Origin of the sequence: Thermocatellispora tengchongensis (genome assembly GCF_014202315.1) — a bacterium.
GTDB classification, from domain to species: Bacteria; Actinomycetota; Actinomycetes; order Streptosporangiales; family Streptosporangiaceae; genus Thermocatellispora; species Thermocatellispora tengchongensis.
In genome coordinates, this window is the sequence record NZ_JACHGN010000012.1 from 74,986 (window position 1) to 99,797 (window position 24,812).

At 74.6% G+C, this 24,812-nt stretch carries 21 protein-coding genes; 15 read left to right on the forward strand and 6 right to left on the reverse strand.

All coding sequences use genetic code 11. From position 1 onward, the window contains the following. The first annotated feature begins 151 nt into the window (after positions 1-151). The 6 genes from HNP84_RS26880 (at position 152) to HNP84_RS26905 (ending at position 8,518) form a co-directional block, all read left to right on the forward strand. Positions 152-3,781 (forward strand): nitrate reductase subunit alpha, encoded by a 3,630-nt coding sequence (locus HNP84_RS26880; RefSeq protein ID WP_185052917.1) that lies wholly within the window; start codon positions 152-154, stop codon positions 3,779-3,781. Then, positions 3,781-5,331: a nitrate reductase subunit beta gene (narH, locus tag HNP84_RS26885; protein ID WP_185052704.1), complete on the forward strand. Its 1,551-nt coding sequence runs from the start codon at positions 3,781-3,783 to the stop codon at positions 5,329-5,331. Before HNP84_RS26880 ends, narH begins: the two co-directional genes overlap by 1 nt. After that, positions 5,328-6,038, forward strand: coding sequence for a nitrate reductase molybdenum cofactor assembly chaperone (narJ, locus tag HNP84_RS26890; RefSeq protein ID WP_185052705.1), 711 nt, complete (start codon positions 5,328-5,330; stop codon positions 6,036-6,038). Before narH ends, narJ begins: the two co-directional genes overlap by 4 nt. Further along, positions 6,035-6,724 (forward strand): respiratory nitrate reductase subunit gamma, encoded by a 690-nt coding sequence (narI, locus tag HNP84_RS26895; RefSeq protein WP_185052706.1) that lies wholly within the window; start codon positions 6,035-6,037, stop codon positions 6,722-6,724. The genes narJ and narI overlap by 4 nt, the downstream gene beginning before the upstream one ends. An 11-nt stretch (positions 6,725-6,735) precedes the next feature. Continuing rightward, positions 6,736-7,953 carry an MFS transporter gene (locus tag HNP84_RS26900; RefSeq protein ID WP_246518737.1) on the forward strand — a complete coding sequence of 406 codons (1,218 nt, stop codon included), beginning with the start codon at positions 6,736-6,738 and terminating at the stop codon, positions 7,951-7,953. Positions 7,954-8,080: 127 nt separating this feature from the next. After that, on the forward strand, positions 8,081-8,518 hold the full coding sequence (locus tag HNP84_RS26905) for a hypothetical protein (RefSeq protein ID WP_185052707.1): 438 nt from the start codon (positions 8,081-8,083) through the stop codon (positions 8,516-8,518). A gap of 24 nt (positions 8,519-8,542) precedes the next feature. On the opposite strand, the gene HNP84_RS26910 is transcribed toward HNP84_RS26905, so the two are convergent. Together HNP84_RS26910 and HNP84_RS26915 are read right to left on the reverse strand one after the other, a co-directional pair. Continuing rightward, positions 8,543-9,601, reverse strand: coding sequence for a PP2C family protein-serine/threonine phosphatase (locus HNP84_RS26910; RefSeq protein WP_185052708.1), 1,059 nt, complete (start codon positions 9,599-9,601; stop codon positions 8,543-8,545). Positions 9,602-9,707: 106 nt separating this feature from the next. Further along, entirely contained in the window at positions 9,708-10,889 is a 1,182-nt protein-coding gene (locus tag HNP84_RS26915; RefSeq protein ID WP_185052709.1) for a glycoside hydrolase family 64 protein, read from the reverse strand. Positions 10,890-11,742: 853 nt separating this feature from the next. Between HNP84_RS26915 and HNP84_RS53485 the strand changes: the two genes are divergently transcribed. The 5 genes from HNP84_RS53485 (at position 11,743) to HNP84_RS26940 (ending at position 17,550) form a co-directional block, all read left to right on the forward strand. Then, positions 11,743-12,264: an aggregation-promoting factor C-terminal-like domain-containing protein gene (locus HNP84_RS53485; protein ID WP_246518738.1), complete on the forward strand. Its 522-nt coding sequence runs from the start codon at positions 11,743-11,745 to the stop codon at positions 12,262-12,264. 1,619 nt (positions 12,265-13,883) lie between these two features. Then, entirely contained in the window at positions 13,884-15,392 is a 1,509-nt protein-coding gene (locus HNP84_RS26925; protein WP_185052711.1) for an aldehyde dehydrogenase family protein, read from the forward strand. Positions 15,393-15,439: 47 nt separating this feature from the next. Next, a complete protein-coding gene (locus HNP84_RS26930; protein WP_185052712.1) occupies positions 15,440-16,084 on the forward strand; it encodes an FMN-binding negative transcriptional regulator in 645 nt (214 codons plus the stop codon). Further along, the gene (locus tag HNP84_RS26935) at positions 16,081-17,166 is read left to right on the forward strand and encodes a C45 family autoproteolytic acyltransferase/hydrolase (RefSeq protein ID WP_185052713.1); all 1,086 of its coding nucleotides are present in this window, start codon (positions 16,081-16,083) and stop codon (positions 17,164-17,166) included. The genes HNP84_RS26930 and HNP84_RS26935 overlap by 4 nt, the downstream gene beginning before the upstream one ends. A 141-nt stretch (positions 17,167-17,307) precedes the next feature. Then, a complete protein-coding gene (locus tag HNP84_RS26940) occupies positions 17,308-17,550 on the forward strand; it encodes a hypothetical protein (protein WP_185052714.1) in 243 nt (80 codons plus the stop codon). Between the two features lie 62 nt (positions 17,551-17,612). Here the strand turns inward: HNP84_RS26940 and HNP84_RS26945 are convergent, their stop codons facing one another. After that, positions 17,613-17,924 (reverse strand): hypothetical protein, encoded by a 312-nt coding sequence (locus HNP84_RS26945; protein ID WP_185052715.1) that lies wholly within the window; start codon positions 17,922-17,924, stop codon positions 17,613-17,615. An 18-nt stretch (positions 17,925-17,942) separates the two neighbouring features. Between HNP84_RS26945 and HNP84_RS26950 the strand changes: the two genes are divergently transcribed. Both HNP84_RS26950 and HNP84_RS26955 read left to right on the forward strand, forming a co-directional pair. Next, complete coding sequence (locus HNP84_RS26950; RefSeq protein WP_185052716.1) at positions 17,943-18,197, forward strand: hypothetical protein; 255 nt, start codon at positions 17,943-17,945, stop codon at positions 18,195-18,197. A gap of 7 nt (positions 18,198-18,204) precedes the next feature. Beyond that, complete coding sequence (locus HNP84_RS26955) at positions 18,205-18,447, forward strand: DUF4190 domain-containing protein (RefSeq protein WP_185052717.1); 243 nt, start codon at positions 18,205-18,207, stop codon at positions 18,445-18,447. A gap of 2 nt (positions 18,448-18,449) precedes the next feature. Here HNP84_RS26955 and HNP84_RS26960 read toward each other — a convergent pair whose 3' ends face one another. The 3 genes from HNP84_RS26960 to gabT are packed head-to-tail and all read right to left on the reverse strand — an operon-like array spanning position 18,450 to position 22,152. After that, on the reverse strand, positions 18,450-19,622 hold the full coding sequence (locus HNP84_RS26960; protein ID WP_185052718.1) for an acyl-CoA dehydrogenase family protein: 1,173 nt from the start codon (positions 19,620-19,622) through the stop codon (positions 18,450-18,452). Beyond that, positions 19,619-20,803 (reverse strand): CaiB/BaiF CoA transferase family protein, encoded by a 1,185-nt coding sequence (locus tag HNP84_RS26965; RefSeq protein ID WP_185052719.1) that lies wholly within the window; start codon positions 20,801-20,803, stop codon positions 19,619-19,621. Before HNP84_RS26965 ends, HNP84_RS26960 begins: the two co-directional genes overlap by 4 nt. Continuing rightward, positions 20,800-22,152 (reverse strand): 4-aminobutyrate--2-oxoglutarate transaminase, encoded by a 1,353-nt coding sequence (gabT, locus tag HNP84_RS26970; protein ID WP_185052919.1) that lies wholly within the window; start codon positions 22,150-22,152, stop codon positions 20,800-20,802. The genes HNP84_RS26965 and gabT overlap by 4 nt, the downstream gene beginning before the upstream one ends. Positions 22,153-22,333: 181 nt before the next feature. Between gabT and HNP84_RS26975 the strand changes: the two genes are divergently transcribed. Beyond that, positions 22,334-23,839, forward strand: a complete 1,506-nt coding sequence (locus HNP84_RS26975; protein ID WP_185052720.1) for a PucR family transcriptional regulator — start codon at positions 22,334-22,336, stop codon at positions 23,837-23,839. Between the two features lie 66 nt (positions 23,840-23,905). Next, a complete protein-coding gene (locus HNP84_RS26980) occupies positions 23,906-24,811 on the forward strand; it encodes a 5'-3' exonuclease (RefSeq protein WP_185052721.1) in 906 nt (301 codons plus the stop codon). Position 24,812 lies beyond the last annotated feature (1 nt).

The window sequence follows — 24,812 nt, forward strand, 5'->3', positions numbered from 1 at the left end:
GGCGGCGCCGCGGGGCGGGCCAACGGCCGTCCGGCCCGCTCCCCCGGGACCTTCGGCCCTGCCGGGCCTCCGGCGGCGCCCCCAGTCTTGATCCCATGTCCGCTGTTGACCTTGGAGAGTCCCCGTGACCGACATCGACGCGGTGCCCGGCATGGGCCCGCTGCTCGCCGCCCGGAAGTTCTTCACCAGGGCCGAGGTGTCGGCCGACGGCCGTACTCTGCACCGGATCGACCCCGGCGCCTGGGACCGCTTCTACCGGGACCGGTGGGCGCACGACAAGGTCGTGCGCTCGACGCACGGGGTGAACTGCACCGGGTCGTGCTCCTGGCAGGTGTTCGTCAAGGACGGGCTGATCACCTGGGAGCACCAGGCCACCGACTACCCGTCCGTGGGGCCCGAGTCGCCGGAGTACGAGCCGCGCGGCTGCCCTCGCGGCGCGTCGTTCTCCTGGTACACCTACTCTCCGTCGCGGGTGCGCTACCCGTACGTGCGCGGCGTGCTGCTGGAGATGTGGCGCGAGGCCAGGGACAGGCTGGGCGACCCGGTGCTGGCATGGGCGGAGCTGACCGGCGACCCGGAGCGGGCGGGGGCGTACAAGCGGGCGCGCGGAAAGGGCGGCTTCGTCCGGTCGAGCTGGGAGGAGGTCCTGGAACTGCTGGCCGCCGCGCACGTGCACACGATCAAGCGGTACGGCCCCGACCGCGTGGTCGGCTTCTCCCCGATCCCGGCCATGTCGATGGCGTCGTTCGCGGCCGGGACCCGGTTCCTGTCGCTGATCGGCGGCACGCTGCTGTCGTTCTACGACTGGTACGCCGACCTGCCGATCGCCTCGCCGCAGGTGTGGGGCGACCAGACGGACGTGCCCGAGGCCGCCGACTGGTGGAACTCCCGCTACCTGATCATGTGGGGCTCCAACATCCCGGTGACCCGCACCCCCGACGCGCACTTCATGACCGAGGCCCGCTACCGGGGCACCAAGGTCGTCGCGGTCAGCCCCGACTACGCCGACAACGTCAAGTTCGCCGACGACTGGCTCGCGCCGCACCCGGGCACGGACGGGGCCGTAGCCATGGCGATGGGCCACGTGATCCTGACCGAGTTCTTCCGCGACCGCGAGGTGCCCTACTTCACCGACTACGTCCGCAAGTACACCGATCTGCCGTTCCTGGTGACGCTGGAGCCGCGCGGCGACGCGTACGTGCCGCGCCGCTTCCTGACCGCCGCGGAGCTGGGCCAGCGGAGCGAGAACGCCGCGTTCAAGACGGTCTTCCTGGACGAGGCGACCGGCGCGCCCGTCGTGCCGGACGGCTCGCTCGGCTTCCGCTGGGGCCGGGAGGGCGAGGGCCGGTGGAACCTCGGCCTGGGCGGCGCGCGCCCGGCGCTGACCCTGCTCGGCAGGTCCGGCCGCGCGGTCGCCGTGGACCTGCCGCGCTTCGACGAGGGCGCCACCGAGGGCGGCTCGGTGATGCGCCGCGGCGTACCGGTCACCGAGGTGGGCGGCAGGCTGGTGACGACGGTGTTCGACCTGCTTTTGGCCCAGTACGGCGTGGCCCGCGGCCTGCCGGGCGAGTGGCCGGAGGGCTACGGCGACGCCGCGCGGCCGTACACGCCCGCCTGGGCGGAGGAGATCACCTCGGTCCCGGCGGCCACGATCGCCAGGATCGCCCGCGAGTTCGCCCGCAACGCCGAGGTCACCCGGGGCCGCTCCATGATCGCGATGGGCGCGGGGACCAACCACTGGTTCCACTCCGACCAGATCTACCGCTCGTTCCTGACGCTGGTGCTGCTGACCGGCTGCCAGGGCGTCAACGGCGGCGGCTGGGGCCACTACGTCGGCCAGGAGAAGGTCCGCCCGATCACCGGCTTCCAGCACCTGGCCTTCGCCTTCGACTGGCAGCGGCCCACCCGGCACATGGCCGGGACCGCGTTCTGGTACCTCGCCACCGACCAGTGGCGCTACGAGCGCGTGGGGGCCGGCGAGCTGGCCAGCCCGCTCGGCGAGGGCCTGTTCGCGGGCCGGTCGTTCGCCGACTGCAACGCGCAGGCCGCCCGGCTCGGCTGGCTGCCCTCGCACCCGGCGTTCGACCGCAACCCGCTCGTCCTCGCCGACGAGGCCGCCGCGAAGGGCGTGCCCGTGGCCGAGCACGTGGTGGCCGAGCTGACCTCGGGCCGGATGCGCTTCGCCGCCGAGGACCCCGGCGACCCGGCCAACCACCCGCGCGTGCTCACCGTCTGGCGGGCCAACCTGCTCGGCTCCTCCGGCAAGGGCAACGAGTACTTCCTGCGCCACCTGCTCGGCGCCGACGCCGAGACCCGCAACGAGGAGACCCCCGAGGGCCTGCGCCCGGCCGAGGTGACCTGGCGCGAGCGGCCGGCCGAGGGCAAGCTCGACCTGCTGACCGCGATCGACTTCCGCATGACGTCCACGGCGCTGTTCTCCGACGTGGTCCTGCCGGCCGCCACCTGGTACGAGAAGCACGACCTGTCCAGCACCGACATGCACCCGTTCGTGCACGCCTTCAACCCGGCCATCGCCCCGCCCTGGCAGACCCGCGCCGACTACGACATCTTCATGGAGCTGGCCGAGCGGTTCTCCGAGCTGGCCGCCCGCCACCTCGGCACCCGCACCGACGTCCTCGCCGTCCCGCTCACCCACGACACCCCCGACGAGCTGGCCCAGCCCGGCGGCAGGGTGCGCGACTGGAAGCGCGGCGAGTGCGAGGCGGTCCCCGGCGTGACCATGCCGAAGATCGTCACGATCGAGCGCGACTACGCCGCCGTCGCCGAGCGGATGCGCGGCATCGGCCCGCTCCTCTCCGACCTCGGGCTCACCACCAAGGGCGTCACCTACCGGGCCGAGCCCGAGCTGGAGCATCTGCGCGGCCGGAACGGCGTCACCCCCGAGGGCCGGATCTCGCTGGCCACGGCCGACCGCATGTGCGAGGCGATCCTCGCGCTGTCCGGCACCACCAACGGCCGCCTGGCCACGCAGGGCTTCGAGACCCTGGAGCGGCGCACCGGGACCGTGCTCGCCGACCTGGCCGCCGAGCACGAGGGCAGGCGGATCTCCTTCGCCGACACCCAGGCCAGGCCGCAGCCCGTCATCACCTCGCCGGAGTGGTCGGGGTCGGAGACCGGCGGGCGCCGCTACTCAGCGTTCGTGATCAACGTCGAGCGGGACAAGCCGTGGCACACGCTGACGGGGCGCCAGCAGTTCTTCCTCGACCACGACTGGATCATCGAGCTGGGCGAGCAGCTTCCCGCGTACCGGCCGCCGCTCAACCTGCGCCGCCACTACGGCGAGCAGGACGGCGGCGACGGGGCCGGGGTCGTGGTGCGCTACCTGACCCCGCACTCCAAGTGGTCCATCCACTCCGAATACCAGGACAACGCCCACATGCTGGCGCTGTCGCGCGGCGGGCCCACGATCTGGATGAGCGTCGAGGACGCCCGCGCGATCGGGGCCGCGGACAACGACTGGATCGAGGCGAGCAACCGCAACGGCGTGGTCGTGGCCAGGGCGGTGGTCTCGCACCGCATGCCGGCCGGGACGGTGTACATGTACCACGCCAAGGACCGCAACCTGAACGTCCCGCTCACCGAGAGGTCGGGGCGGCGCGGCGGGGTGCACAACTCCCTCACCCGGCTGCTGCTCAAGCCCAGCCACCTCATCGGCGGGTACGCGCAGTTCACCTACGCCTTCAACTACTACGGGCCGACCGGCAACCAGCGGGACGAGATCACGGTGATCCGGCGCCGCGGCCAGGAGGTGAGCTACTGATGCGGGTCCTGGCCCAGGTGGCCATGGTGATGAACCTGGACAAGTGCATCGGCTGCCACACCTGCTCCGTCACCTGCAAGCAGACCTGGACCAACCGGGACGGTGTGGAGTACGTCTGGTTCAACAACGTCGAGACCAAGCCCGGCGTCGGCTACCCCAGGCGCCACGAGGACCAGGAGCGCTGGCGCGGCGGCTGGCAGGTGGACCGGCGCGGGCGGCTCAAGCTGCGCTCCGGCGGCCGGGTCAAGCGGCTGCTCGGCCTGTTCGCCAACCCCGACCTGCCGGATCTGGACGACTACTACGAGCCGGCCACCTACGACTACGACACCCTGGTCACGGCCCCCGCCGGGCCGCACGTCCCGGTCATCCGCCCCAAATCGGCCATCACCGGCGAGGACATGGCCATCACGTGGGGCCCCAACTGGGAGGACGACCTCGGCGGCGCCCCCGAGCACGCCCCCGCCGACCCCAACCTCGCCGCGATGGCGGAGAAGGTGCGCATGGAGTTCGACAAGACCTTCATGTTCCACCTGCCGCGCATCTGCGAGCACTGCCTCAACCCGGCCTGCGTGGCGGCCTGCCCGTCGGGTGCCCTGTACAAGCGCGAGGAGGACGGGATCGTCCTGGTGGACCAGGACCGCTGCCGCGGGTGGCGCATGTGCGTCTCGGCGTGCCCGTACAAGAAGGTGTACGTCAACCACAGGACCGGCAAGGCCGAGAAGTGCACGTTCTGCTTCCCCCGCATCGAGGCGGGGCAGCCGACCGTGTGCGCCGAGACCTGCGTCGGGCGGCTGCGCTACATCGGCCTCGTCCTGTACGACGCCGACGCCGTCCTCGGCGCGGCCCGGGTGGCCGGCCCGCGCGACCTGCTGGAGGCGCAGCGCCGGGTCTTCCTCGACCCCGACGACCCGAAGGTGGCCGCGGCGGCGCGGGCCGCCGGGATCGCCGAGGACTGGATCGAGGCCGCCCGGCGCTCGCCGGTCTACCGGCTCGCGATGCGCTACCGGGTGGCGCTGCCGCTGCACCCGGAGTACCGGACGATGCCCATGGTCTGGTACATCCCGCCGCTGTCGCCGGTGCTGGACGCCGTGACCGGCATGGGCGCCGACGCCGACGACCCCGACAACGTCTTCCACGCCATCACCGACCTGCGCATCCCCCTCGGCTACCTGGCGAGCCTGCTCGCGGCCGGTGACACCGAGGTCGTGGCCGGAGCGCTGATGAGGCTGTCGGCGATGCGGGCGCACATGCGGGCCCGCGCGATCGACGGCTCGGTGGACGAGGACCTGCTGGCCGCGGCCGGGATGACGGCGGAGGAGATGGAGGAGATGTACCGGCTGCTGGCCATCGCCAGGTACGACGAGCGCTACGTCGTGCCCGCCGCGCACCGCGAGGACGCCGCCGCGCTGTCCGCCCAGGTGGACGGATGCAGCCTGGACGGCGAGGGCGGGCCCGGCATGACCGGCTTCCACCCGGCGGGCCTGACCGGCCGCCGCCCCGACGGGCGGCTCGGTCTGAGGCTGTTCACCGGCAGGGGTGGCGCGGCATGAGGCTGCTCACCCGCCGCCGGGCGCCCGGCCACCGGTACGCGCCCGAGGACCGCGCCGCGCTCCTGCGCCTGGTCTCCCTGCTGCTGCAGTACCCGGACGCCGAGCTGATCGCCGCCCGGGGCGAGCTGGCCGGGGCCGTACGCCGGCTGCCGGAGTCGGCGGCACGCGCGTCGCTGGCGCGCTTCACCGCCTGGTTCGGCCGCACCGAGCCGATGGCACTGGCCCGCGCCTACGTCGAGACGTTCGACCTGCGCCGCGCCTGCAGCCTCTACCTCACCTACTACCTGCACGGCGACACCCGCCGACGCGGCATGGCCCTGCTCGCCCTCAAACAGCGCTACCGGGCGGCCGGCCTCACCCCGCCCGAGGGCGAGCTGCCCGACTTCCTGCCGGTGGTCTGCGAGTTCGCCGCCCTGGCCGGGCCCGGCGCCGGGGAGGCGCCCCTGCGTCAGCACCGCCAGGGGCTGGAACTCATCCGCACCGCGCTGCGCGACGCCGACTCGCCGTACGCCGCGGTCCTCGACGCGCTCTGCGCCGAGCTGCCCGGCCTGTCCGCGGCCGAGCGCGCGGCGGTCGCCGGCCTCGCCCTGACCGGCCCGCCCGCGGAGGAGGCCGGCGTCCATGACGAACCCGCCCCCTTCGGCCCGCCCACCCCTGAGCTGCCCCCCTTCGGCCCGCTCGCTCATGAGATGGAGGCACGGCCGTGAACGTCGCCCTCTGGGTCGTCATCCCCTACGTCGCCCTGACGATCTTCGTGGTGGGCCACGTCTGGCGCTGGCGCGTGGACCAGTTCGGCTGGACCACCCGCACCACCCAGGTGCTGGAGAGCCGGCTGCTGCGGCTGGGCTCGCCGCTGTTCCACCTCGGCTCGTTCGCCGCCATCGCCGGGCACGCGCTCGGCCTGCTCGTGCCGAAGGGCTGGACCGAGGCGGCCGGCATCGACGACCACCTGTACCACCTGGTCTCGGTCGGCGCCGGCACCGCCGCCGGGCTGATGGTGACGGCGGGCCTGGCCCTGCTGCTGGCCCGCCGTCTCACCAGCCCCCGGGTGCGCCGCACCACCACCCGGGCCGACAAGGTCCTGTACGCGGTCCTGACGGTGGTGATCCTGCTCGGCCTGACCGCGACCGTCGGCGAGAACCTGCTCGGCGGCGGCTACGACTACCGCGCCACCATCGCGGTCTGGTTCCGCGGCGTGCTCACCTTCCGGCCCGACCCGGACCTGATGGCCGGCGTGCCGCCGATCTTCCAGCTCCACGCCATGTCGGCCTGGCTGCTCGCCGCGATCTGGCCGTTCACCCGGCTCGTCCACGTCTGGTCGGCGCCGATCGCCTACCTGTGGCGGCCGTACATCGTCTACCGGCGCCGCGCCCCGCGCGCCACCACGACGTGAGGAAGGACACGATGGACGCACCGGCCGCCGCCGGCCGCAGGCCCCTGCTGATGCTGGGCCTGGCCACCCTGGGGTTCGCGGTCAACTTCTGGGCCTGGGCGCTGCTCAGCCCGCTGGGGCCGCGATACAAGGACCTGCTGGGCCTGTCGGCCGCCCAGCAGGCGCTGCTCGTCGCCGTACCGGTGATCGTCGGCTCGCTTGGCCGCATCCCCGTCGGAGCCCTCACCGACCGCTTCGGCGGCCGGGTGATGTTCCCGCTGGTCTCCGCCGCCACCATCGTCCCCGTCCTGTTCATCGGCGTGGCCGGGCAGGGCTCGTTCGCCGCGCTGCTGGCCGGCGGCTTCTTCCTGGGCATCGGCGGCACCGCGTTCGCCGTCGGCGTGCCGTTCGTCAACGCCTGGTTCCCGCCGCAGCGGCGCGGGCTCGCGGTGGGCGTCTTCGGCGCGGGCATGGGCGGCACCGCGATCAGTGCCCTGACCACCGTCAGCCTGGTCAGGGCGGGCGGCCCGGCCACCCCGTTCGTGATCACCGCCGCCGTCCTGGCCTGCTACGCCGTCGTGGCCTGGCTGGTCCTGCGCGACGCGCCCGGCCGCCCGGTCGCCACCCAGCCGCTCGCGGCGCGCATGGCCGCGACGCTGAAGCTGACGATCACCTGGCAGGCGTGCGTCCTGTACGCGGTGGCGTTCGGCGGCTACGTCGCCTTCTCCGTCTACCTGCCCGCCTACCTGCAGACCGGGTACGGGCTGGAACAGGCCGACGCCGCCAACCGGATGGCCGGGTTCGTGCTGCTGGCCGTGGTGATGCGGCCCGTCGGCGGGTGGCTGTCGGACCGCGTCGGACCGGTGCCCGTCCTGGCCGGGGTGTTCACGGCGATCACCGTCATGGCCGCGGTGCAGGCCCTCACCCCGGGCCTGATGCCGGTGGGCACCATCGCCTTCCTGACCATGGCCGCCGCGCTGGGCGCGGGCAGCGGCGCCACCTTCGCCCTGATCGCCCAGGTCGCGCCGCCCGACAAGGTCGGCTCGGTCACGGGCCTGGTCGGCGCCGCGGGAGGGCTCGGCGGGTTCGTGCCGCCGCTGGTCATGGGCTTCGTCTACGGGCGGCTCGGCTCGTACGGGCCCGGCCTCGCCCTGCTGGCCGTGGCCGCCGCGCTCACCCTGGCCCTGACGGTCACCGCGATCCGCGCGGCGGCGTCCCGCCGCACGGCCGGGCAGGCCGCGGCCGGATGATCGCTGTACCATTGCCCCGCCGAACAGCCCCGCCGAACCTGCCGGAGGTGGACCGCGTGGACCGCGTGGACCGCACGCTGCGCCGGGCCGATGGGGGCGCGCCCGGCCCGTTCCCGGTGAGCGCGCCATGACCTGGTGGACGGTGGTGCGCTTCCTGCACGTGCTCGCGGCGGCGCTGTGGGTCGGCGGCCAGCTCACCGTGTCGCTGGTGGTGCTCCCCCTGGCCCGCCGCCTGCTGGACGAGCGACGGCGGGGCGAGGTGCTGACGGCCGTGGGCCGCCGCTTCGGGATCATCACCGCGGCGGTGTTCCTGCCCGTCCAGCTCGGCACGGGCGTCGCCCTGGCCTGGCGCAAGGGCGTCACCTGGGCCTCGCTCGCCGACCCCGGCTACGGCCGCATCCTGGCCGCCAAGCTGCTGCTGTTCTGCGCGGTGATGGCCGCCGCCGCGCTGCACGGCTGGGCCAGCGGCGCGGGCCGGCCCCGGTTCGCCCGGATCATGGCGATCTCGTCGCTGGCGGGGTCGCTGGGCGTCGTCCTGCTGGCCACCGCCCTGCCCGCGACCTGACGCGCGAGACCGCCTCCTGGGCGCTCAGACGGCCCGTACGGCGACCATCGCCGCGTCGTCGTCGAGCCGCCCGCCGACGTGGCGCAGCAGGTCCTGCGACAGCCGCCGCAGCAGCAGCTCCGGCTCGTCCCCGGCCCACTCGGCGATCCGCTCGGACAGCGGGTAGAACCGGCCGGCGCGGTCGCGCGCCTCGATGACCCCGTCGGTGTACAGCAGCAGGGCATCGCCCTCGCCGAAGGGGAAGGTCCGCGCGGTGTACTCCGCCGGGGCGAGGTCGCCCAGGCCGAACGGCGGGGCCTGCGCGTCGTCCGGCAACGCGGTCACCTCGCCGCCGCGCAGCAGCAGCGGCGGCGGGTGCCCGCAGGTGACCACGGTCAGCAGCGGGCGGTCGTCCGGGAACTCCACCAGCGTCGCGGTGATGAAGCTCTCGGTCTCCTCGGGCGGGGGCGCGGGGATGTCGGCGAGCCGGTCGCCGTAGCTGTCCTGCAAGTACGCAGCGAGGTGCGGCAGGGTGGGCGCGTGGTGGGCGGCCTCGCGGAACGCGCCGAGCAGCAGGGCGGCGTCGGAGACCGCGGCCAGCCCCTTGCCCCGGACGTCGCCGATGATCAGCCGGGTGAGGCCGCGGGTGCGCACCGCGCCGTACAGGTCGCCGCCGATGTGGGCCTCGGCCTCGGCGGCGAGGTAGGTGCTGGCGACCCGCAGCCTGGCCATCCGGGCCGGCACCGGGCGCAGCAGGGCGCGCTGGGCGGTCTCGGCCACCGAGCGCACCTGCGTCAGAGTGCGCCGCTCACGGTCGCGCACGTAGGCGAAGATCACGATGAGCACGCCCACGGTCACCAGGGCGGCGATCTCCCCGACGAAGGTCTGGGTGCCGAAGTCGCCCTGCACCGAGGCGATCAGCAGCTCCGCCGCCGCGCTCACCACCACGATCGCGGCGGTGAGCCGCGGCCCGGCGAACGACGCGGTGATCGCGGGGGCGGCGACCAGCAGCGGGCCGAGGTGGATGCGATCGGGCGCCGCCAGATCGGCGATCGCGATCGCCAGGATCAGCGCGACCGGAATGCCGACAAGCGCACTGTCCATCCACCATGACCTGCCCGTTCGTGAATGCCGCCCCCGTGGTCTCACACCTCTTGCTTACACCCGGCGGCGCCGGTTCAATCACCCGGCGCCGCCGCTGCGCAGCAGGTCAGAACGGGTCGAGGGTGATGTACGCGGTGGTGGGGTTCGCGTCGTGGACCAGCGACTCGAAGCCGCCGACATCGTCGAAGGGGAAGGCGTACGCCTTGCCGTCGGCCATGTTGGCGTGGATCACGCGGGCGTAGTGGTTGGTCACCGCGTCCTGGTAGAAGCGGCCGGGGTCGGTGCTGGGCTGGGTGGGGATCGTGGCGAGCGTGGAGCGGTTGAGCCCGGCGCACAGCGTACGTGCGATGGGGCCCACCACCTGGTCGTTCGGGGCGAACAGCCTGCCCGCGCAGTTGAAGGCGTCGGCGGAGGACGGCTTGGCGAAGGACGCGACGGTGGCGCCCGAGGCGTCGGTGAACACCATGGTGTCGCCGTGGGTGCGGCCGTGGAAGCGGGTGCCGGGCCGGTCGGCGAACGGGGTCACGATCAGCGTCGCGTTCCGGTAGGCGTCCCAGGACCGGGTGATGTAGGAGTCCAGCGTGTTCGCGCCGAACACGCCCGCGTCGATGCCCTTGCCGGGCGCGAGCGCGCGCACCCGCAGGCCGTCGGCGCGGCGGTGGACCAGGCCGGCCCAGCCGCCCGGCTGGTTCTGCAGCGCGTCCAGCACCCTGTCCCGCCCACCGGCGACCAGCCGGCCGGTGCTGCGCACCGCGCCGCTCGCGGACTTCACGCCCACGGCGTGGGGCACGCTGAACATGTCCACCTGCGAGCTGTTCAGCCACAGGCCGCCGTCGTCGAGGGTGTACTCGCTCCAGTCGAACAGGATGTCCCGGTTGGGGTCGGACGGGTTCCACGGGGCCGGCTGCACCAGGCCCGTGGGGGTGAGGAAGAACCGGATCTTCTGCCCGAAGGAGAAGTAGATCCGCCCGGAGAGCCTGGGGATCTGGATCGTCTTGCTCTGGCCGTTCGCCGGGCCCGGGATCGCCACGTCGGGCGCGGGGCTGGGCGGGATCGTCCCACCGGTCCAGGGGTGGAAGCCGCCGGCGGCGTCGGCGTAACCGAGCGTGCCCGCCCTGCTCCCCAGGACGTACAGGTAGACCGGCTCGGACCGGCCGGAGTCGTTCTTGACCACGAGCGGGATCGTGGCGGGCACCGCGGCGGCCGGCACGGCGGCCGGCAGGCAGGCCGCCAGCGCCAGAACCACCCCGGCCGCGAAGGCCGCGAACCCCCGTCGTCGCACAGTCATGGGCACTCACCTCTCATCGACGGGCCGGATCGGGAGAGCGCTCTCACGCTCAACAGTAAACAAGCTTTACCATTCTGGCCAGGGGGCTGACAACGGGACAGGAGGAAGGTAAGAGCGCTCTCAGTCCTGGACGCCCCCAGGCGGCCGCCCCACCCGGCGCCCCCACTCGCCGACGCCGTCGAACCACCCCGCCGCCGTCACACCAGCGGGCGCCCTCGAACCGCCAGGCACGGCGGAACCACCGGGCACCGGCGAACCGCCAGGCACGTGCGAACCGCCGGGCACGTCCAAACCCGCCGGGGCACGTCCGAGCCCGCCAGGCACGTCCGAACCGCCCCGGGCACCGGCGAACCGCCGGGCACGTCCGAACCGCTCGGGAACACGCCCGCCCCGCCGAGCCACACCCACCCAGCCACGCCCACCCCTCGGCGCCGGCGGACCACGGCCGGGCCGCGGGCCCGCCGGCCGGGAGCACGACCCTCGTGATCGCGAGCACGGCGGCCGGTGCGGTCCGCCGCGCTCCCGGACCCCGGCCGCCGCACCGGCGATCACGCGTGCGTCGCATATCCCCAGGTACGCAGCGGTCCCACGGCCGGTTCATGGGCCACCACAGCGTCCGATGCACATTTCGGCGGCATTCGCCCGGTAAATGCAAAAAAAGGCATAGAAAGCGCCGGAATCACCAAATGTGGCGCACATCACGGACAGATAACGAAACCGCTGCTAGAAAGGTGCACGGCCCACCGTCCGACGAACCAGGACGATCTACGCAGACGACTCAAAACTTCCGATTCCCGGATGAATGCGGCAATGTGTCGGCAGTCTTCGACCCCGAAGCGAGAGGGAAACCTTCATGCCGACTATTCGCCGAACCGGTGCGACCCTGATCGCCGCCGCCCTCGCAGGCGGCGCCGCGACCCAGGCGGTCGCCCCCGCCGAGGCGACGACGGCGGCCCCCACCGCGGCCTTCGGCACGGCGACCGGGACCACCACGGCCGGCAGCACCGCGTCCAGCACCACCAGGTCCAGCACCACGTCCAAGGGCACCAAGGGCACCAGGGCCAAGAGCGCCAAGGCCAGGAACAAGTCGATCGCCCGCTCGATGATCGGCAAGCACGGCTGGTCCGCCGCCCAGTTCGCCTGCCTGAGCAAGCTGTGGAACCGCGAGAGCAACTGGAACCACCGCGCGCTCAACCGCTCCTCGGGCGCGTACGGCATCCCCCAGGCGCTCCCCGGCCGCAAGATGGCCAGCGCGGGCAAGGACTGGCGCACCAACCCCAGGACCCAGATCAAGTGGGGCCTGAAGTACATCAAGGCCAGGTACGGCACCCCCTGCGGCGCCTGGTCCCACGCCCTCTCGCGAGGCTGGTACTGACCCCCATCCCCGGCCGGCCACGATAGGCCCGGCCCCACTCACGAGGCCCGCCGCGTGACCGCACCCACGCAGGCCCGACTTCGCCCGCACGTGCGCTCACGCGGCCCCTCACCCCCCACTCCACCGGCCCGGCCGACGTAGACCGCCTGACCACCGCTCTGGAACGGCCTCACCCCCACCCCACCGGTCCGGCCCACCCAGACCCCAGGACGACGCCCTCGGGCACCAGAAGCCCGAGCCGGCCACCGACCTGGTACCGATGCCGGCGATCCTGACCCACGCCCCGCGACAGGCGTAGACCCACGGCCCGGCGGGCCACGGTGACGCTGCACACCACCGACGCCCCGCCCCGTCCCACGCCCGGCCCAGAATGGGGTGCCGCCGGCCCCGCCGCCAGCGGGGCCGACACCGTCCCCAGGGCACCCTCGCACCACCCGCCCACCCCGCGCCGGGGACACCCCCACCACCGACCCACCCGACGCCCCGCCTCCGATTCGACCGGCCCGCTCCGGGGCCGCCGTAGCCGCATGACAGTCGCGCTCGCGGGGCTCGGCACTCCCCCGAGCAGGGCACACCCCGAAGCCGGCACGACCCCCAAGGGCAGACCCCAGGGCCGCCAAGGCACGGACCGGCACGCACCCAGAGCCCACTACGGCCACGGTCCCGGCGTACCCGAGCAGGCACAGGCCCCCGGAGCCGACACAGTCCCCAGCGGCACCAGACCAACCTGGACCGGCACGAACACGGGCGGCCCCGGCCACAGGGCCCGCCACGCCCCCGAGCGGACACAACGGGCGGAACAGCACGCCCACAGGGCCCGCACCCCTCCAAAGCCCATCGCCCCCACACGCACCGGCATGCACGCGACAACTCCGTGCACACCCTCCAGATCCGGCACAACCGCCAGACCCGGCACAGCCCCAACGCCCCCGGGCCTCCGCAGGAACGCCCCCAGCACCACCACACCCGGCACCACCAGCCCCCCGCCACCCGCCTACCCGTGATCCAGGATGCGGGGGCCACCAGCCACCCCGACGCACCGCCCTACCAACCGCCGACCCTCTGGGGCCGCCCTACCCTGGGCCACCGGCACGGTCGTGGGAACGGCACCCGCCGAGCGAGCACGACCGCCGGAACCGGCACAGCCCAGGGCCCCACACGCCCCGGGCCACCGGCACGGAAGTGGGCCCGGCACCCGCCGAGCAGGCACAGCCCCAGAGCCGGCGCCGCCACAGAGTCCGCACGCCCCTGCGGCACCGTGCCGCGTGGAGGTGGCGAGGTCCCGTGGGGGGATCGTACGGAAGTAGGCCCGGCACCCGCCGAGCGGGCACAGCCCCCGGAGCCGACGCGGCACAGACTCCGCACACCCCTGCGGCACCGTGCCGCGTGGAGGTGGCGAGGTCCGGTGAGGGGATCATACGGAGTGGGCCCGGCACCTGCCGAGCAGGCACAGCCCCAGAGCCGACGCGGCCATAGAGTCCGCACGCCCCTGGGGCACCGTGCCGTGTGGGGGGTGGCGAGGTCCGGTGAGGGCATCGTATGGATCGCACTGGATTGCGGGAATTCCGGCGTTTCGTCTACGGACGTCGGGCATCGCGGGCCAATAGCGTGGGCGGACCATGACGACTACCGAATTCACCGCCACGGACCCGAGCCACTCCCCCCGTACCGGCCAGGCCACCGCGGGACCCGCGCACACGCCCGCGGCGGCGGTGGCGGCGGCCGTGGCCTCGGCGGCGGGGGCGTTCCCCGTGGTGAGCACCGTGACACCGGCCGAGCGGCGGCGCTGGATGGAGGCCGTGGCCGGGGCGCTGGAGGCGCACGCCGACGGGCTCGTCGCGCTGGCCGAGGAGGAGACCGCGCTGGGTGAGGAGCGGCTGCGCGGCGAGTTGCTGCGCGGCGCGCGGAACATGCGCTACTACGCGGCGGCCGGGGAGGGCGGGGCGTGGTTGCGGGCCCGGGTGCAGACCGTGCCGGGGCCGCCGCCGGTGGATCTGCGCCGGGCCGATCTGCCGATCGGGCCGGTGGCCGTGTTCGGGGCGAGCAACTTCCCGTTCCAGTTCGGGGTGCTCGGGCACGACACCTGCTCGGCCCTGGCCGCCGGATGCCCGGTGGTGGTCAAGGCGCACCCCGCGCACCCTCGGCTGAGCGTGCGGCTGGCGGAGATCGCGAGGGCCGCGCTGGCGGAGGCGGGCGCGCCTTCGGGCACGTTCTCGCTGGTCGTCGGGTTCGAGGCCGGGCTCGCGCTGGTGGACGCCCCCGAGATCGCGGCCGTGGCCTTCACCGGCTCGCAGGCCGGGGGCATGGCGCTGGTCGAGCGGGCCAGGCGCCGCCCGGCCCCGATCCCGGTGTACGCCGAGATGGGCACGGTCAACCCGGTGCTGCTGACCCCGGCCGCGACGGCGGCGCCCGGCAGGGCCGGCGAGATCGCCGCGGCGTTCGTGGAGTCGTTCACGCTGGGCGTGGGGCAGTACTGCACCAAGCCGGGGCTGCTGCTGGCCCCGCGCGGGTCCGGCGTGGTCGAGGCCGTCGCCGGGCGGGCCGCCGGGGCGCGGGGCGGCTGGCTGCTCACCCGGGGCATCGCCGCCGCGTACGCCGATGGCCTGCGGGCCCTGGAGGCGGCGGGCGGCGAGGTGCTGGCGACGGGCCTGGGCGAGGACGGCGGGTACTCCGCCCGCCCGGCGGTGCTGCGGGTCGCCATCGGCGACCTGCGCGAGGGCACGCCGTTCACCGAGGAGTGCTTCGGCCCGGTCGCGCTGGTCGCGGAGTACGACACGCTGCAGGAGGCGTACGCGGCGCTGGCCCGGCTGCGGCCGTCGCTGGCCGGCTCGGTCTACGGCGGCGGCGCGGCCGATCCGGACCTGGCCGAGGCGGTGGCCCGGGTGGCCGCCCAGGTGGGCAGGGTGGTCGTGGACGGCCCGTGCAACGGCGTGGTCACCGAGGACGCGATGCACCACGGCGGGCCGTGGCCCTCCACCAGCGATCCCCGCGCGACCAGCGTGGGCGCGGAGGCCCTGGCCCGCTTCACCCGGCCGGTGGCCTACCAGAACGTGCCCGACGCGGCGCTCCCGCCCGCGCTCCGCGACTCCAACCCGTGGCGGATCCCTCGCTGCGCCGATTCCCACTGAGCCGATCCCCGCCGCGCCCATCCCGTCGAGCAAGGAGAGCAGGGCAGATGCACACCTACCCGTCCTACCCGCCGCCGGACGGCAGGGCCGTCGTGGACTTCGTGCGGGAGAATCCGTTCGCGGTGGTGGTGAGCCCGGCGCCGGAGGGGCCTCCGGTCGCCACCCACCTGCCGATGATCCTCCCGCCGGAGACGGACCCCGGGGAGTCGCTGGCGGGCGTGACCATGTACGGGCACATGGGCCGGGCCAACCCGCACTGGAGGCTGTTCCGGGAGCGGGCGGACGTGCTGATGGTGTTCTCGTCCTCGCACGGCTACGTCTCGCCGTCGCTGTACGGCTTCGCGCCCACCGCGCCGACCCTGGACTACGCGGCCGTGCACCTCACCGGCGAAGCGACCCTGATCGAGGACGCCGCCGCGGCGCTGGAGGTGGTCGAGCGGACCGTCTCGGCGCTGGAGTCGATGCGCCCCGCGCAGTGGGACCCGGAGCCGTCCAGGGAGCTGTTCGAGCGCATCATCGGGAAGGTGGCGGCGTTCAGCGTGCGGGTCACCGGGCAACAGGCGATGTTCAAGCTGAGCCAGGACATGCCCGAGGATGTACGCGGCCGGGTGCGCGACGACTTCGACCGCGGCCCGCACCGCCACCCCGGCCTGGTACGCCTGATGGACCACATGGAGGAAGCGCGCCGGTGAGGATCCACGAGCACGACAGCGGGGAGAGCGCCGCGCCCGAGCGCGGCCGGGAGTTCGGGCGGCTGTGGGCCGGCCGGATCGGCGCCGCGGTCGCGGCCTACCGCGGCCACTACAAGGAGCTGGGCATCCCGGAGGAGACGAGCGAGGGCATCGCACGGGCGTCGTACGCCGCGCTGGCCTCCTGGCATCCGCCGCTGGGCGCGGAGCTGGAGTCGATCGCCGAGGGCGCCGGGATCGCGGTGGCGGAGCTGAGCCTGCTCAACTCGCGCACCGAGATCCTGGCCGCCGCGCCCCGGCCGGGCGAGGGAGAGTGCTCCACGGTGGTCCGGCCGCCGGCGGCGGGGCGGCCGGCGGTCGCGTTCCAGACCTGGGACTGGCACGCGCGCCTGGTGCCCGACGCCGCGCTGTGGCGGTACACGCCCGCGCCGGGCCGGTGGGTGAAGACGTTCACCGAGCCGGGCATGCTCGCCAAGATCGGGATCAACAGCGCGGGGCTGGCGGTGAACTTCAACATCCTGCACCACCGCGCCGACAGCGCGGGCGGCGGCGTGCCGGTGCACGCCATCGCCCGCCGGGTCCTGGACGAGGCCGCGACGGTCGAGGAGGCGGTCGCCGTCGCCCGCTCGGCCCCGGTCAGCTCCTCCTCCGCGATCACGGTCGTCGCCACGGGTTCCGGGCGGGCCGAGGCGGCCTCGCTGGAGATCACCCCGGACGGGGTGGCGGCGATCGGGGTGCGCCCCGATGGCTGGCTGGTGCGGACCAACCACCTGCTGGACCCCGGGCTGGCCCGGGGCGAGCTGCCCAGCCCCGCCTCCACGACCCGCGCCCGGTACGGGCACCTGGACGGCGTGCTGGCCGGCGCGGGCTCGCCTCCCGGCGACCTGCCGGGGCTGGCCCGGTGGCTGTGCGGCGCGGCGGGCGCCGACGCGCCGATCTGCGTGCGCGAGGACCTGACCCAGCCCGAGGCCGCCCGCTGGCGGACCATGCTCACGGTGCGCCTGGACCCGGCGGGCGGGACGATCGAGTACTGGGCCGGCAACCCCGCCGAGGCCGCCGCCGCGGCGCGGGCGCACCGCTTCTGAGAGACGGGGCGGCGGATCAGGTGGAGCAGCCGCCGCCCCACGCCTCGGACCAGTCGATGCCGTTGGTGTCGTGCAGCTCCCAGTAGAACCTGGTACGCGCCCGGCGGCGCGGGGCGATCTCGCCGAGGGAGTACGCGGGCGGTGCGCAGCACCCGGTGCGGGGCCATGCCGCCCTCGGCGAGCAGCCGCATCTCCCAGTGCATGGCCATGCCGGGCACCTCGCCGTGCGAGCCGGCGTTGATCCGCACCCCGGCGTCGTCCAGCCTGCGCACCGAGCGCGAGACCGCGAGCACGCCGATGTCGTACAGCTCGTCGGCGACGTGGATGGTCGTCATCGCGCGGGCGTACGGCGGCGCGTCGTACGGGGTGCCGAGCGGGCTGTAGCCGCTCAGGCACGCCTGCACATACGTCCGCACCCGCGGGTCCTTCCACACCTCGGTGCGCTGCTACATGTAGTTCTCGCCGAACAGCTCGCCGAAGGCGACGACCAGGGTGGGCGTGTTCGACACCCCGGCGTGCGCCATGAGCTGGACGACGTCGTCGTAGAGCGTGGCGACGGGCAGGTTGTGCTCCAGGTTGGTGTGCCCGTCGAGGATCACGCTGATGTTGTTGTAGAAGTGGGTCTCGCCCTCCACGACGATGTTCAGGCCGTGCTCGCGGGCGGCCTTGACCAGCATCTGGCGGGTGAACGGGATGGGGGTGCTCGCCCCCATGGTGGTGTCGATGCGGTGCAGCCCGCCGCCGGGCCAGATCGCCACCGAGCGGCTGTCGGGGACGTGCCCGGCGCCTACTACCGCAACCAGTGGTGGGTGGCCGCGCCGCGCACCCCGGGCCGCCGCGACGGGGTCTACCTGGCGCTGGGCATTCACGGCCAGATGCTGCTGATCCACGAGCCGGCCGAGGTGGTGATCGCGAAGTTCTCCTCCTGGCCCGCGTCCTGGCCGGACGGCACCGCCCATACCACGATCGCCGCGTGCCTCGCCCTGGCGGAGGCCGTCGGATCTTCACACCGGCGCCCGGGACGGCTATAGATGACTCGTGAACGAGCCGAAGCCCCAGCCGCCCCGCTCGAAGCTCGCCCTGTCGAGCGTGATCTTCGGCGTGCTGGGGCTCGCCCCGTGGACGGCGCCCGTCGTGGCGGCCCTGGTCACCGGCGTGCTCGGGCTGCGCGAGACCCGCACCGGGCGGGTGCGCGGGGGCGGGTGGGCCGCGGCCGGGCTGGTCCTCGGGATCGCGGGCCTGGCCAGGGCGCTGACAACCGCGAGCCCGCTGTTCTTCTGAGGTCAGTGGAAGGCGTTCTGGCCGGTGAGGGCCCTGCCCAGGGTGAGCAGGTGCACCTCCTCGGTGCCCTCGTAGGTCAGCACCGACTCCAGGTTCGTCATGTGCCGGATGACCGGGTACTCCAGGGAGACGCCGTTCGCGCCCAGGATGGTGCGGGCGGTGCGGCAGATGTCCAGGGCCTTGGCGACGTTGTTCAGCTTGCCCATGCTGATCTCGTGCGGGCGGACGGCGCCGGCGTCCTTGCGGCGGCCCAGGTGGAGGGCGAGCAGGCGGCCGTTGGTCAGCTCGGTGGCCATGCGGGCCAGCTTGGCCTGGGTGAGCTGGAAGCCCGCGATCGGCCGTCCGAACTGCTCGCGCTGCCCCGCGTACTCCAGGGCCGCGGCGAAGGCGGAGCGGGCGGCGCCCATGGCGCCCCACACGATGCCGTAGCGGGCCTCGTTGAGGCAGGAGAGCGGGCCCCGCAGGCCGCGCACCTCGGGGAAGGCGGCGTCGGCCGGCAGGCGCACGCCGTCCAGGACGAGCTCGCTGGTGATCGAGGCGCGCAGCGACAGCTTGTGCTTCATGACCGGGGCGGAGAAGCCGGGGGCGGTGGTGGGCACGACGAAGCCGCGGATGCCCTCCTCGGTGTTCGCCCAGACCACGGCCACGTCGGCGACCAAGCCGTTGGTGATCCACATCTTGCGGCCGTCGAGGATCCAGTCGGAGCCGTCGCGGCGGGCGCGGGTGCGCATGGAACCGGGGTCGGAGCCGTGGTCGGGCTCGGTCAGGCCGAAGCAGCCGATGGCCTCGCCGGTGGCCATGCGCGGCAGCCACTCGCGGCGCTGCTCCTCGCTCCCGTGCCGCCGGATCGCGAACATCGCCAAGGAGCCCTGCACCGAGACCAGCGACCGGATGCCGGAGTCGGACGCCTCCAGCTCCATGCAGGCCAGGCCGTAGTCCACCGCGCTCATGCCGGCGCAGCCGTACCCCTCCAGGTGCATGCCCAGCAGGCCGAGCTTGCCGAACTCCGTGGCGATCTCCCGGACCGAGGGCAGGTCGCCGTCCTCGAACCAGGTCGCCACGTAGGGGTCGATCAGCTCGGCGCACAGGCGGCGCACGGAGTCGCGCACGGCCTTCTCGTCGGCGCCGAGCATGTCGTCGACGCCCGCGGGGTCCAGCGGGTCGATGGCGGTCATTCGGGGTCGTGTCCTTCCAGTGTGAACGGTGCGGGGCCCGCGGCCAGCCAGGCCCGTACGGCGGCGTCGTGCTCGCCGAGCCCGGGCGGCGGCTGCGGGGGGCGTACCAGATCGGCGGAGTAGGTGACGGGGTGACGCACCTGCGGAGCGCGGCCCGGGGCCGGAGGCGCGGCGGGGGCGAGGCCCAGGCGCTCGGCCAGGGCGAACCCGGCGGCGAGGTCTCCGACGCGCCCGGCGGGCACCTGGACGGCGGCCAGGCGCTCCTCCCACTCGGCGGCGCCGGCCGCGGCCAGCAGCGCCTCCAGCGCCGCGACCAGTTCCTCGCGGTGCTCCACCCGGGCGGCGTTGGTGGCGAACCGCTCGTCGGCGGCCAGGCCGGGCTCGCCGAGCACGGCGGCGAAGCGGGCGAACTGCCCGTCGTTGCCGCACGCCACGGCCAGCAGGCCGTCACGGCAGCGCAGCGTCTCGTACGGCGCGATCGACGGGTGCCGGTTGCCCATGCGGCGCGGCGGCACCCCGGTCTCCAGGTAGCCCTGGGCCTGGTTGACCAGCGCGGCCAGCAGGCTGGACAGCAGGTTGACCTCGATCCGGCAGCCCCGGCCGGTGCGCTCGCGGGCGGCCAGCGCGGCCAGGACGCCGATGGCGGCGTCCTTGCCGGTCAGCACGTCCACCAGCGCCACGCCCGCCTTCATCGGCTCGCCGTCCGCCTCGCCGGTGATCGACATCAGCCCGCCCACCGCCTGGGCGATGAAGTCGTAGCCGGGCCTGGCGGCGCCGGCGCCGCCGCCGAAGCCGCTGACCGAGCAGTACACGACGCGGGGGTTGGCCTCGGCGACCTGCGCGTAGCCGAGGCCCCGGCGCTCCAGGGCGCCGGGCTTGAAGTTCTCCACCAGCACGTCGGCGCGGCGGGCCAGCTCGCGGGCCAGGGCCAGGTCCCCGGGGTCGTCCAGGTCCAGGGCGACGCTGTGCTTGGAGCGGTTGACGCTCTCGAAGTAGGTCGAGGAGCCCTGCGGGGCCGCGGTCCACGGCGGGCCCCAGGCGCGGGTGTCGTCCCCGGCTCCGGGCCGCTCCACCTTGATCACGGTGGCGCCGAGGTCGGCCAGCGTCATGGTGCACAGCGGCCCGGCCAGCACCCGGCTGAAGTCGGCGACGAGCACGCCGTCCAGGGGACGCGCGGTCACGGCGCCCCCGCGCCGGCCGTGACCGCCTCGATGGCGGCCGAGAGCACCTCCAGGGCGTCGGCGAGCAGGTCGGGGCCGATGACGAGGGGCGGCAGCAGCCGGATCACGTTCCCGTGCGTGCCGCACACCAGCACCAGCACGCCCTGCGCGTGGCAGCGGGCGGCGACCTGCTGGGCGATCTCGGGCGCGGGCTCGGGCACCGCCCCCGGCTCCGCCGGGCGGGCGAACTCGATCGCCATCATCGCGCCCCGGCCGCGCAGCTCGGCGGCGTACGGGCTGTCCATGGCCGCGGCGAGACCGGCGCGCACCTGCGCCTCGATGGCGCGGGCCCGCTCCAGCAGCGCGCCGTCGCGGAACATCTCCAGCACGCCGAGCGCCGCCGCGCAGGCGACGGGGTTGCCGGCGTACGTGCCGCCGAGCCCGCCGGGGTGCACCGCGTCCATGATCTCCGCGCGCCCGGTGACGGCCGCGAGCGGCAGGCCGCCGGCCAGGGCCTTGGCGGTGACGACCAGGTCGGGGACGATCCCCTCGTGCTCGGCGGCGAACATCGTGCCGGTGCGGCCGATGCCGGCCTGCACCTCGTCCAGCACGAACACGATTCCGTGGCGGGCGGCGATCTCGCGCACCCCGGCGAGGAAGCCGGGCGCGGGGACCACGAACCCGCCCTCGCCCTGGATCGGCTCGATCACCACGGCGGCGACGGTCTGCGGGCCGACCTCGGCCAGCAGGTCCTCCAGCGCGGCCAGCGCCTCCTCCGCGCACCGCTCCGGCCCGCCCGGCCAGCGCAGCGGGTACGCGTACGGCGCGCGGTGCACCTGCCCCGGGAACGGCCCGAACCCGGTCTTGTACGGGTGCTCCTTGGCGGTCATCGCCAGCGTCATCAGGCTGCGGCCGTGGTAGGCGTGCTCGAACACCACGACGCCGGGCCGCCCGGTCGCGGCACGGGCGATCTTGACCGCGTTCTCCACGGCCTCGGCCCCGGTGCTGAACAGGGCGGTGCGCTTGGGGTGGTCGCCGGGGGTCAGCTCGTTCAGCCGGGCGGCGACCTCGACGTAGCCGTCGTACTCGGTGACCAGGAAGCAGGTGTGGGTGAAGCGGCCCACCTGCTCGCGCACCCGGGAGACCACGGCCGGGGCGCTGGCGCCCACGCTGGTGACCGCGATGCCGGAGGCGAGGTCGATGAGGTGGTTGCCGTCGGCGTCCACGATGATGCCGCCGCCCGCGCGCTCGACGAAGACCGGGAGCGTGGTGCCCAGGCCCGCGGCGAGCACCTGCGACCTGCGCGCGTGCCGCTCCCGCGAGCGCGGCCCCGGCACCTCGGTGCGCAGGATGCGCCGCTGCTCCGGCATGGCCTCCTGCTCGGGCGTCGCGTTCTGTACGGTCACGGCTCTCCCTCCGGCGTTCGTCCCGGCCGCCCTGGACGGGACCGGGTGATCCGACGGTAAGGTGACCGGCGCCGCCATACTTCAGATGTTCTGCCCGGATATTCGAAGTCATCGTACGAAACGAACGAACCGCGATGGGAGCGCGATGCCGAAACTCGCCGAGCTGAGCCGTACGCTCGGCCCCGACCTGTATCCGGCGGTCGGGCACCGCCCGCTCCCCGACCGCGAGGTGACCGGCGTGCACGTCAGCGAACTGACCGACCCGACGCCGTACCTGGAGGGCGGGGAGCTGCTGCTCACGACCGGCATGGGGCTGACCGGCCAGGCGGCGCAGGCCCACTCCTACGCCGCCCGCCTGGCCGCCGGGGGCGTGGCCGCGCTGGGCATCGGGCTCGGCCCGGTCCACCGGGAGGTGCCGGCCACGCTGCTGGAGGCGTGCGAGGCCGCCGGGGTGCCCCTGCTCGTGGTGCCCGACCCGACCCCGTTCCTGCTGGTCGCGCGCACGTACTGGCGGCTGCTGGCCGCGGCCGGGCAGGAGGAGCTGAACGCGACGCTCGGCGCGCACCGCGACCTGGTGCGGGCCGCCGCCGGGCCCGACCCGGTGGCGGCCGTGGTGCGCACGCTGGCGAGCGCCGTCGAGGGCTGGGCCGCCCAGCTCACCCCCGAGGGCGGCCTGGTCGCGGTGTGGCCGCGCGAGCGCGAGGGCAGCGCCCGGCAGATCGCCGGGGTGCTCGGCAGGCTGCGCGCGGCCGGGCCGCACTCCTCGGCCACCCTGCCGATCGACGGCGACGACGTGGTGGTGCAGCCCCTCAGCACCCGTGACCGGCTCACCGGGTTCGTGGCGACCGGCTGCCCGCCCCCGATGAAGGCGCACGACCGGCAGCTCGTGCTCGCCGCCTGCTCGCTGCTCGCGCTGCAGACCGAGCAGCGGCGGCGGGGCACGGCGGGCCCCCGCGCGGCGCGCGGGTCGGTGGCGCGGCTGCTGATGCTGGGCCACCCCGACGCCGCCCGCGCCCTGGCCGCCGACATCGGCCTCCCCGCGCCGCCGTCCCGCCTGCGCGCCCTCGCCGTGACCGGGGTCGGCACGGCCGGCCCCGACCTGCTGGACCACATCGAACAGGCGGCGGGGACCACCCGGCCCCGGACTCCCGGCCCGGGGGCGGGGGCGATCCGGTCGCTGGCCACGGCCGAGCCGGACGAGGTGTGGGTGCTGGCCCCGGCGCCCGAGGCGGAGGCGGCCCGCGATGCCGCCGCCGAGTTCGCCGCCGCCCGCGTGCCGGGCGCGCGGGCGGTGCTGTCGCGCGAGATCGCGGCGCGCGACCTCGCCCTGCACATGCCCGCGCTGCGCTCGGCCCTGGCCCGCACGCCCGAGGGGCGGGTACGCGACCTGGCCGCCGACGCCGACCCGGTCGCCGCCGCCCCCGCCCTGGAGCCGCTGCTGGCCTACACCCGGGCCGACCTGGTCGGGGCGGTCGTGGCGTACCTGCGGCACCGGGGCCAGTGGGAGGGCGCGGCCAAGGAGCTGGCCGTCCACCGCAACACCCTGCGCCACCGCATCGGCACCGCGGCCCGCGTGCTGGGCGCCGACCTCGACGACCCGGACGTGGCCAGCAGCCTGTGGCTCGCCCTGCGCGCCCGCGGCCTCGCCTGAGCGTCCCGGTCACGGCCTGTGAAGGACATGTGAAGACTGTCGGCGGCATCTGGTTGGATGGCGGGCATGGCCGGACTGATGCTGCTCGACACGCCCTCGCTCTACTTCCGAGCCTTCTACGGGGTGCCCGAGTCGATGACCGCCCCCGACGGGACGCCGGTCAACGCCGTGCGCGGGCTGATCGACATGATCGCCACGCTGGTCCGCACCCGCTCCCCTTCCGGCCTCGTGGCGTGCATGGACGCCGACTGGCGGCCCGCGTTCCGGGTGGCCGCGCTGCCGTCGTACAAGGCGCACCGGGTGGCCTCGGGTGATGAGGAGCAGGTGCCCGACGCCCTGGTGCCGCAGGTGGCGGTGATCGAGCAGGTGCTCGACGCGCTGGGCCTGGCCAGGGTGGGCGTGCCCGGCTACGAGGCCGACGACGTGATCGGCACCTTCACCGCGCGGGCGCCCGGCGAGGTCGAGATCGTCACCGGCGACCGCGACCTGTTCCAGCTCGTGGACGACGCGCGCCCGGTGCGGGTGCTGTACACCGTGCGGGGCATCCGCAACATCCAGGTGGTGGACGAGGCGGTGATCACCGAGAAGTACGGCATCCCCGGCCGCGCGTACGCCGACTACGCCACCCTGCGCGGTGACCCGAGCGACGGCCTGCCCGGGGTGCCGGGGGTGGGCGACAAGACCGCCGCCGCCCTGATCACCCGGTTCGGCTCGCTGCGGGCCCTGCTCGACGCCCTGGCCGAGGGCCGCACCGACGGCTTCCCCGCGGGCAGCCGCACCAAGCTGGCCGCCGCGCTGGACTACCTGTCCGTGGCCCCCACCGTGGTCAACGTGGTCCGCGACGCCCCCGTGCCCGACCTCGACCCGGCCCTGCCCGGCAAGCCGCGCGACCCCGCCGCCCTGGTGGCCCTGGCCGACCGCTACGGCCTCGACGGCCCGCTGAACCGCCTGCTCGACGCGCTGTCGCGCTGAG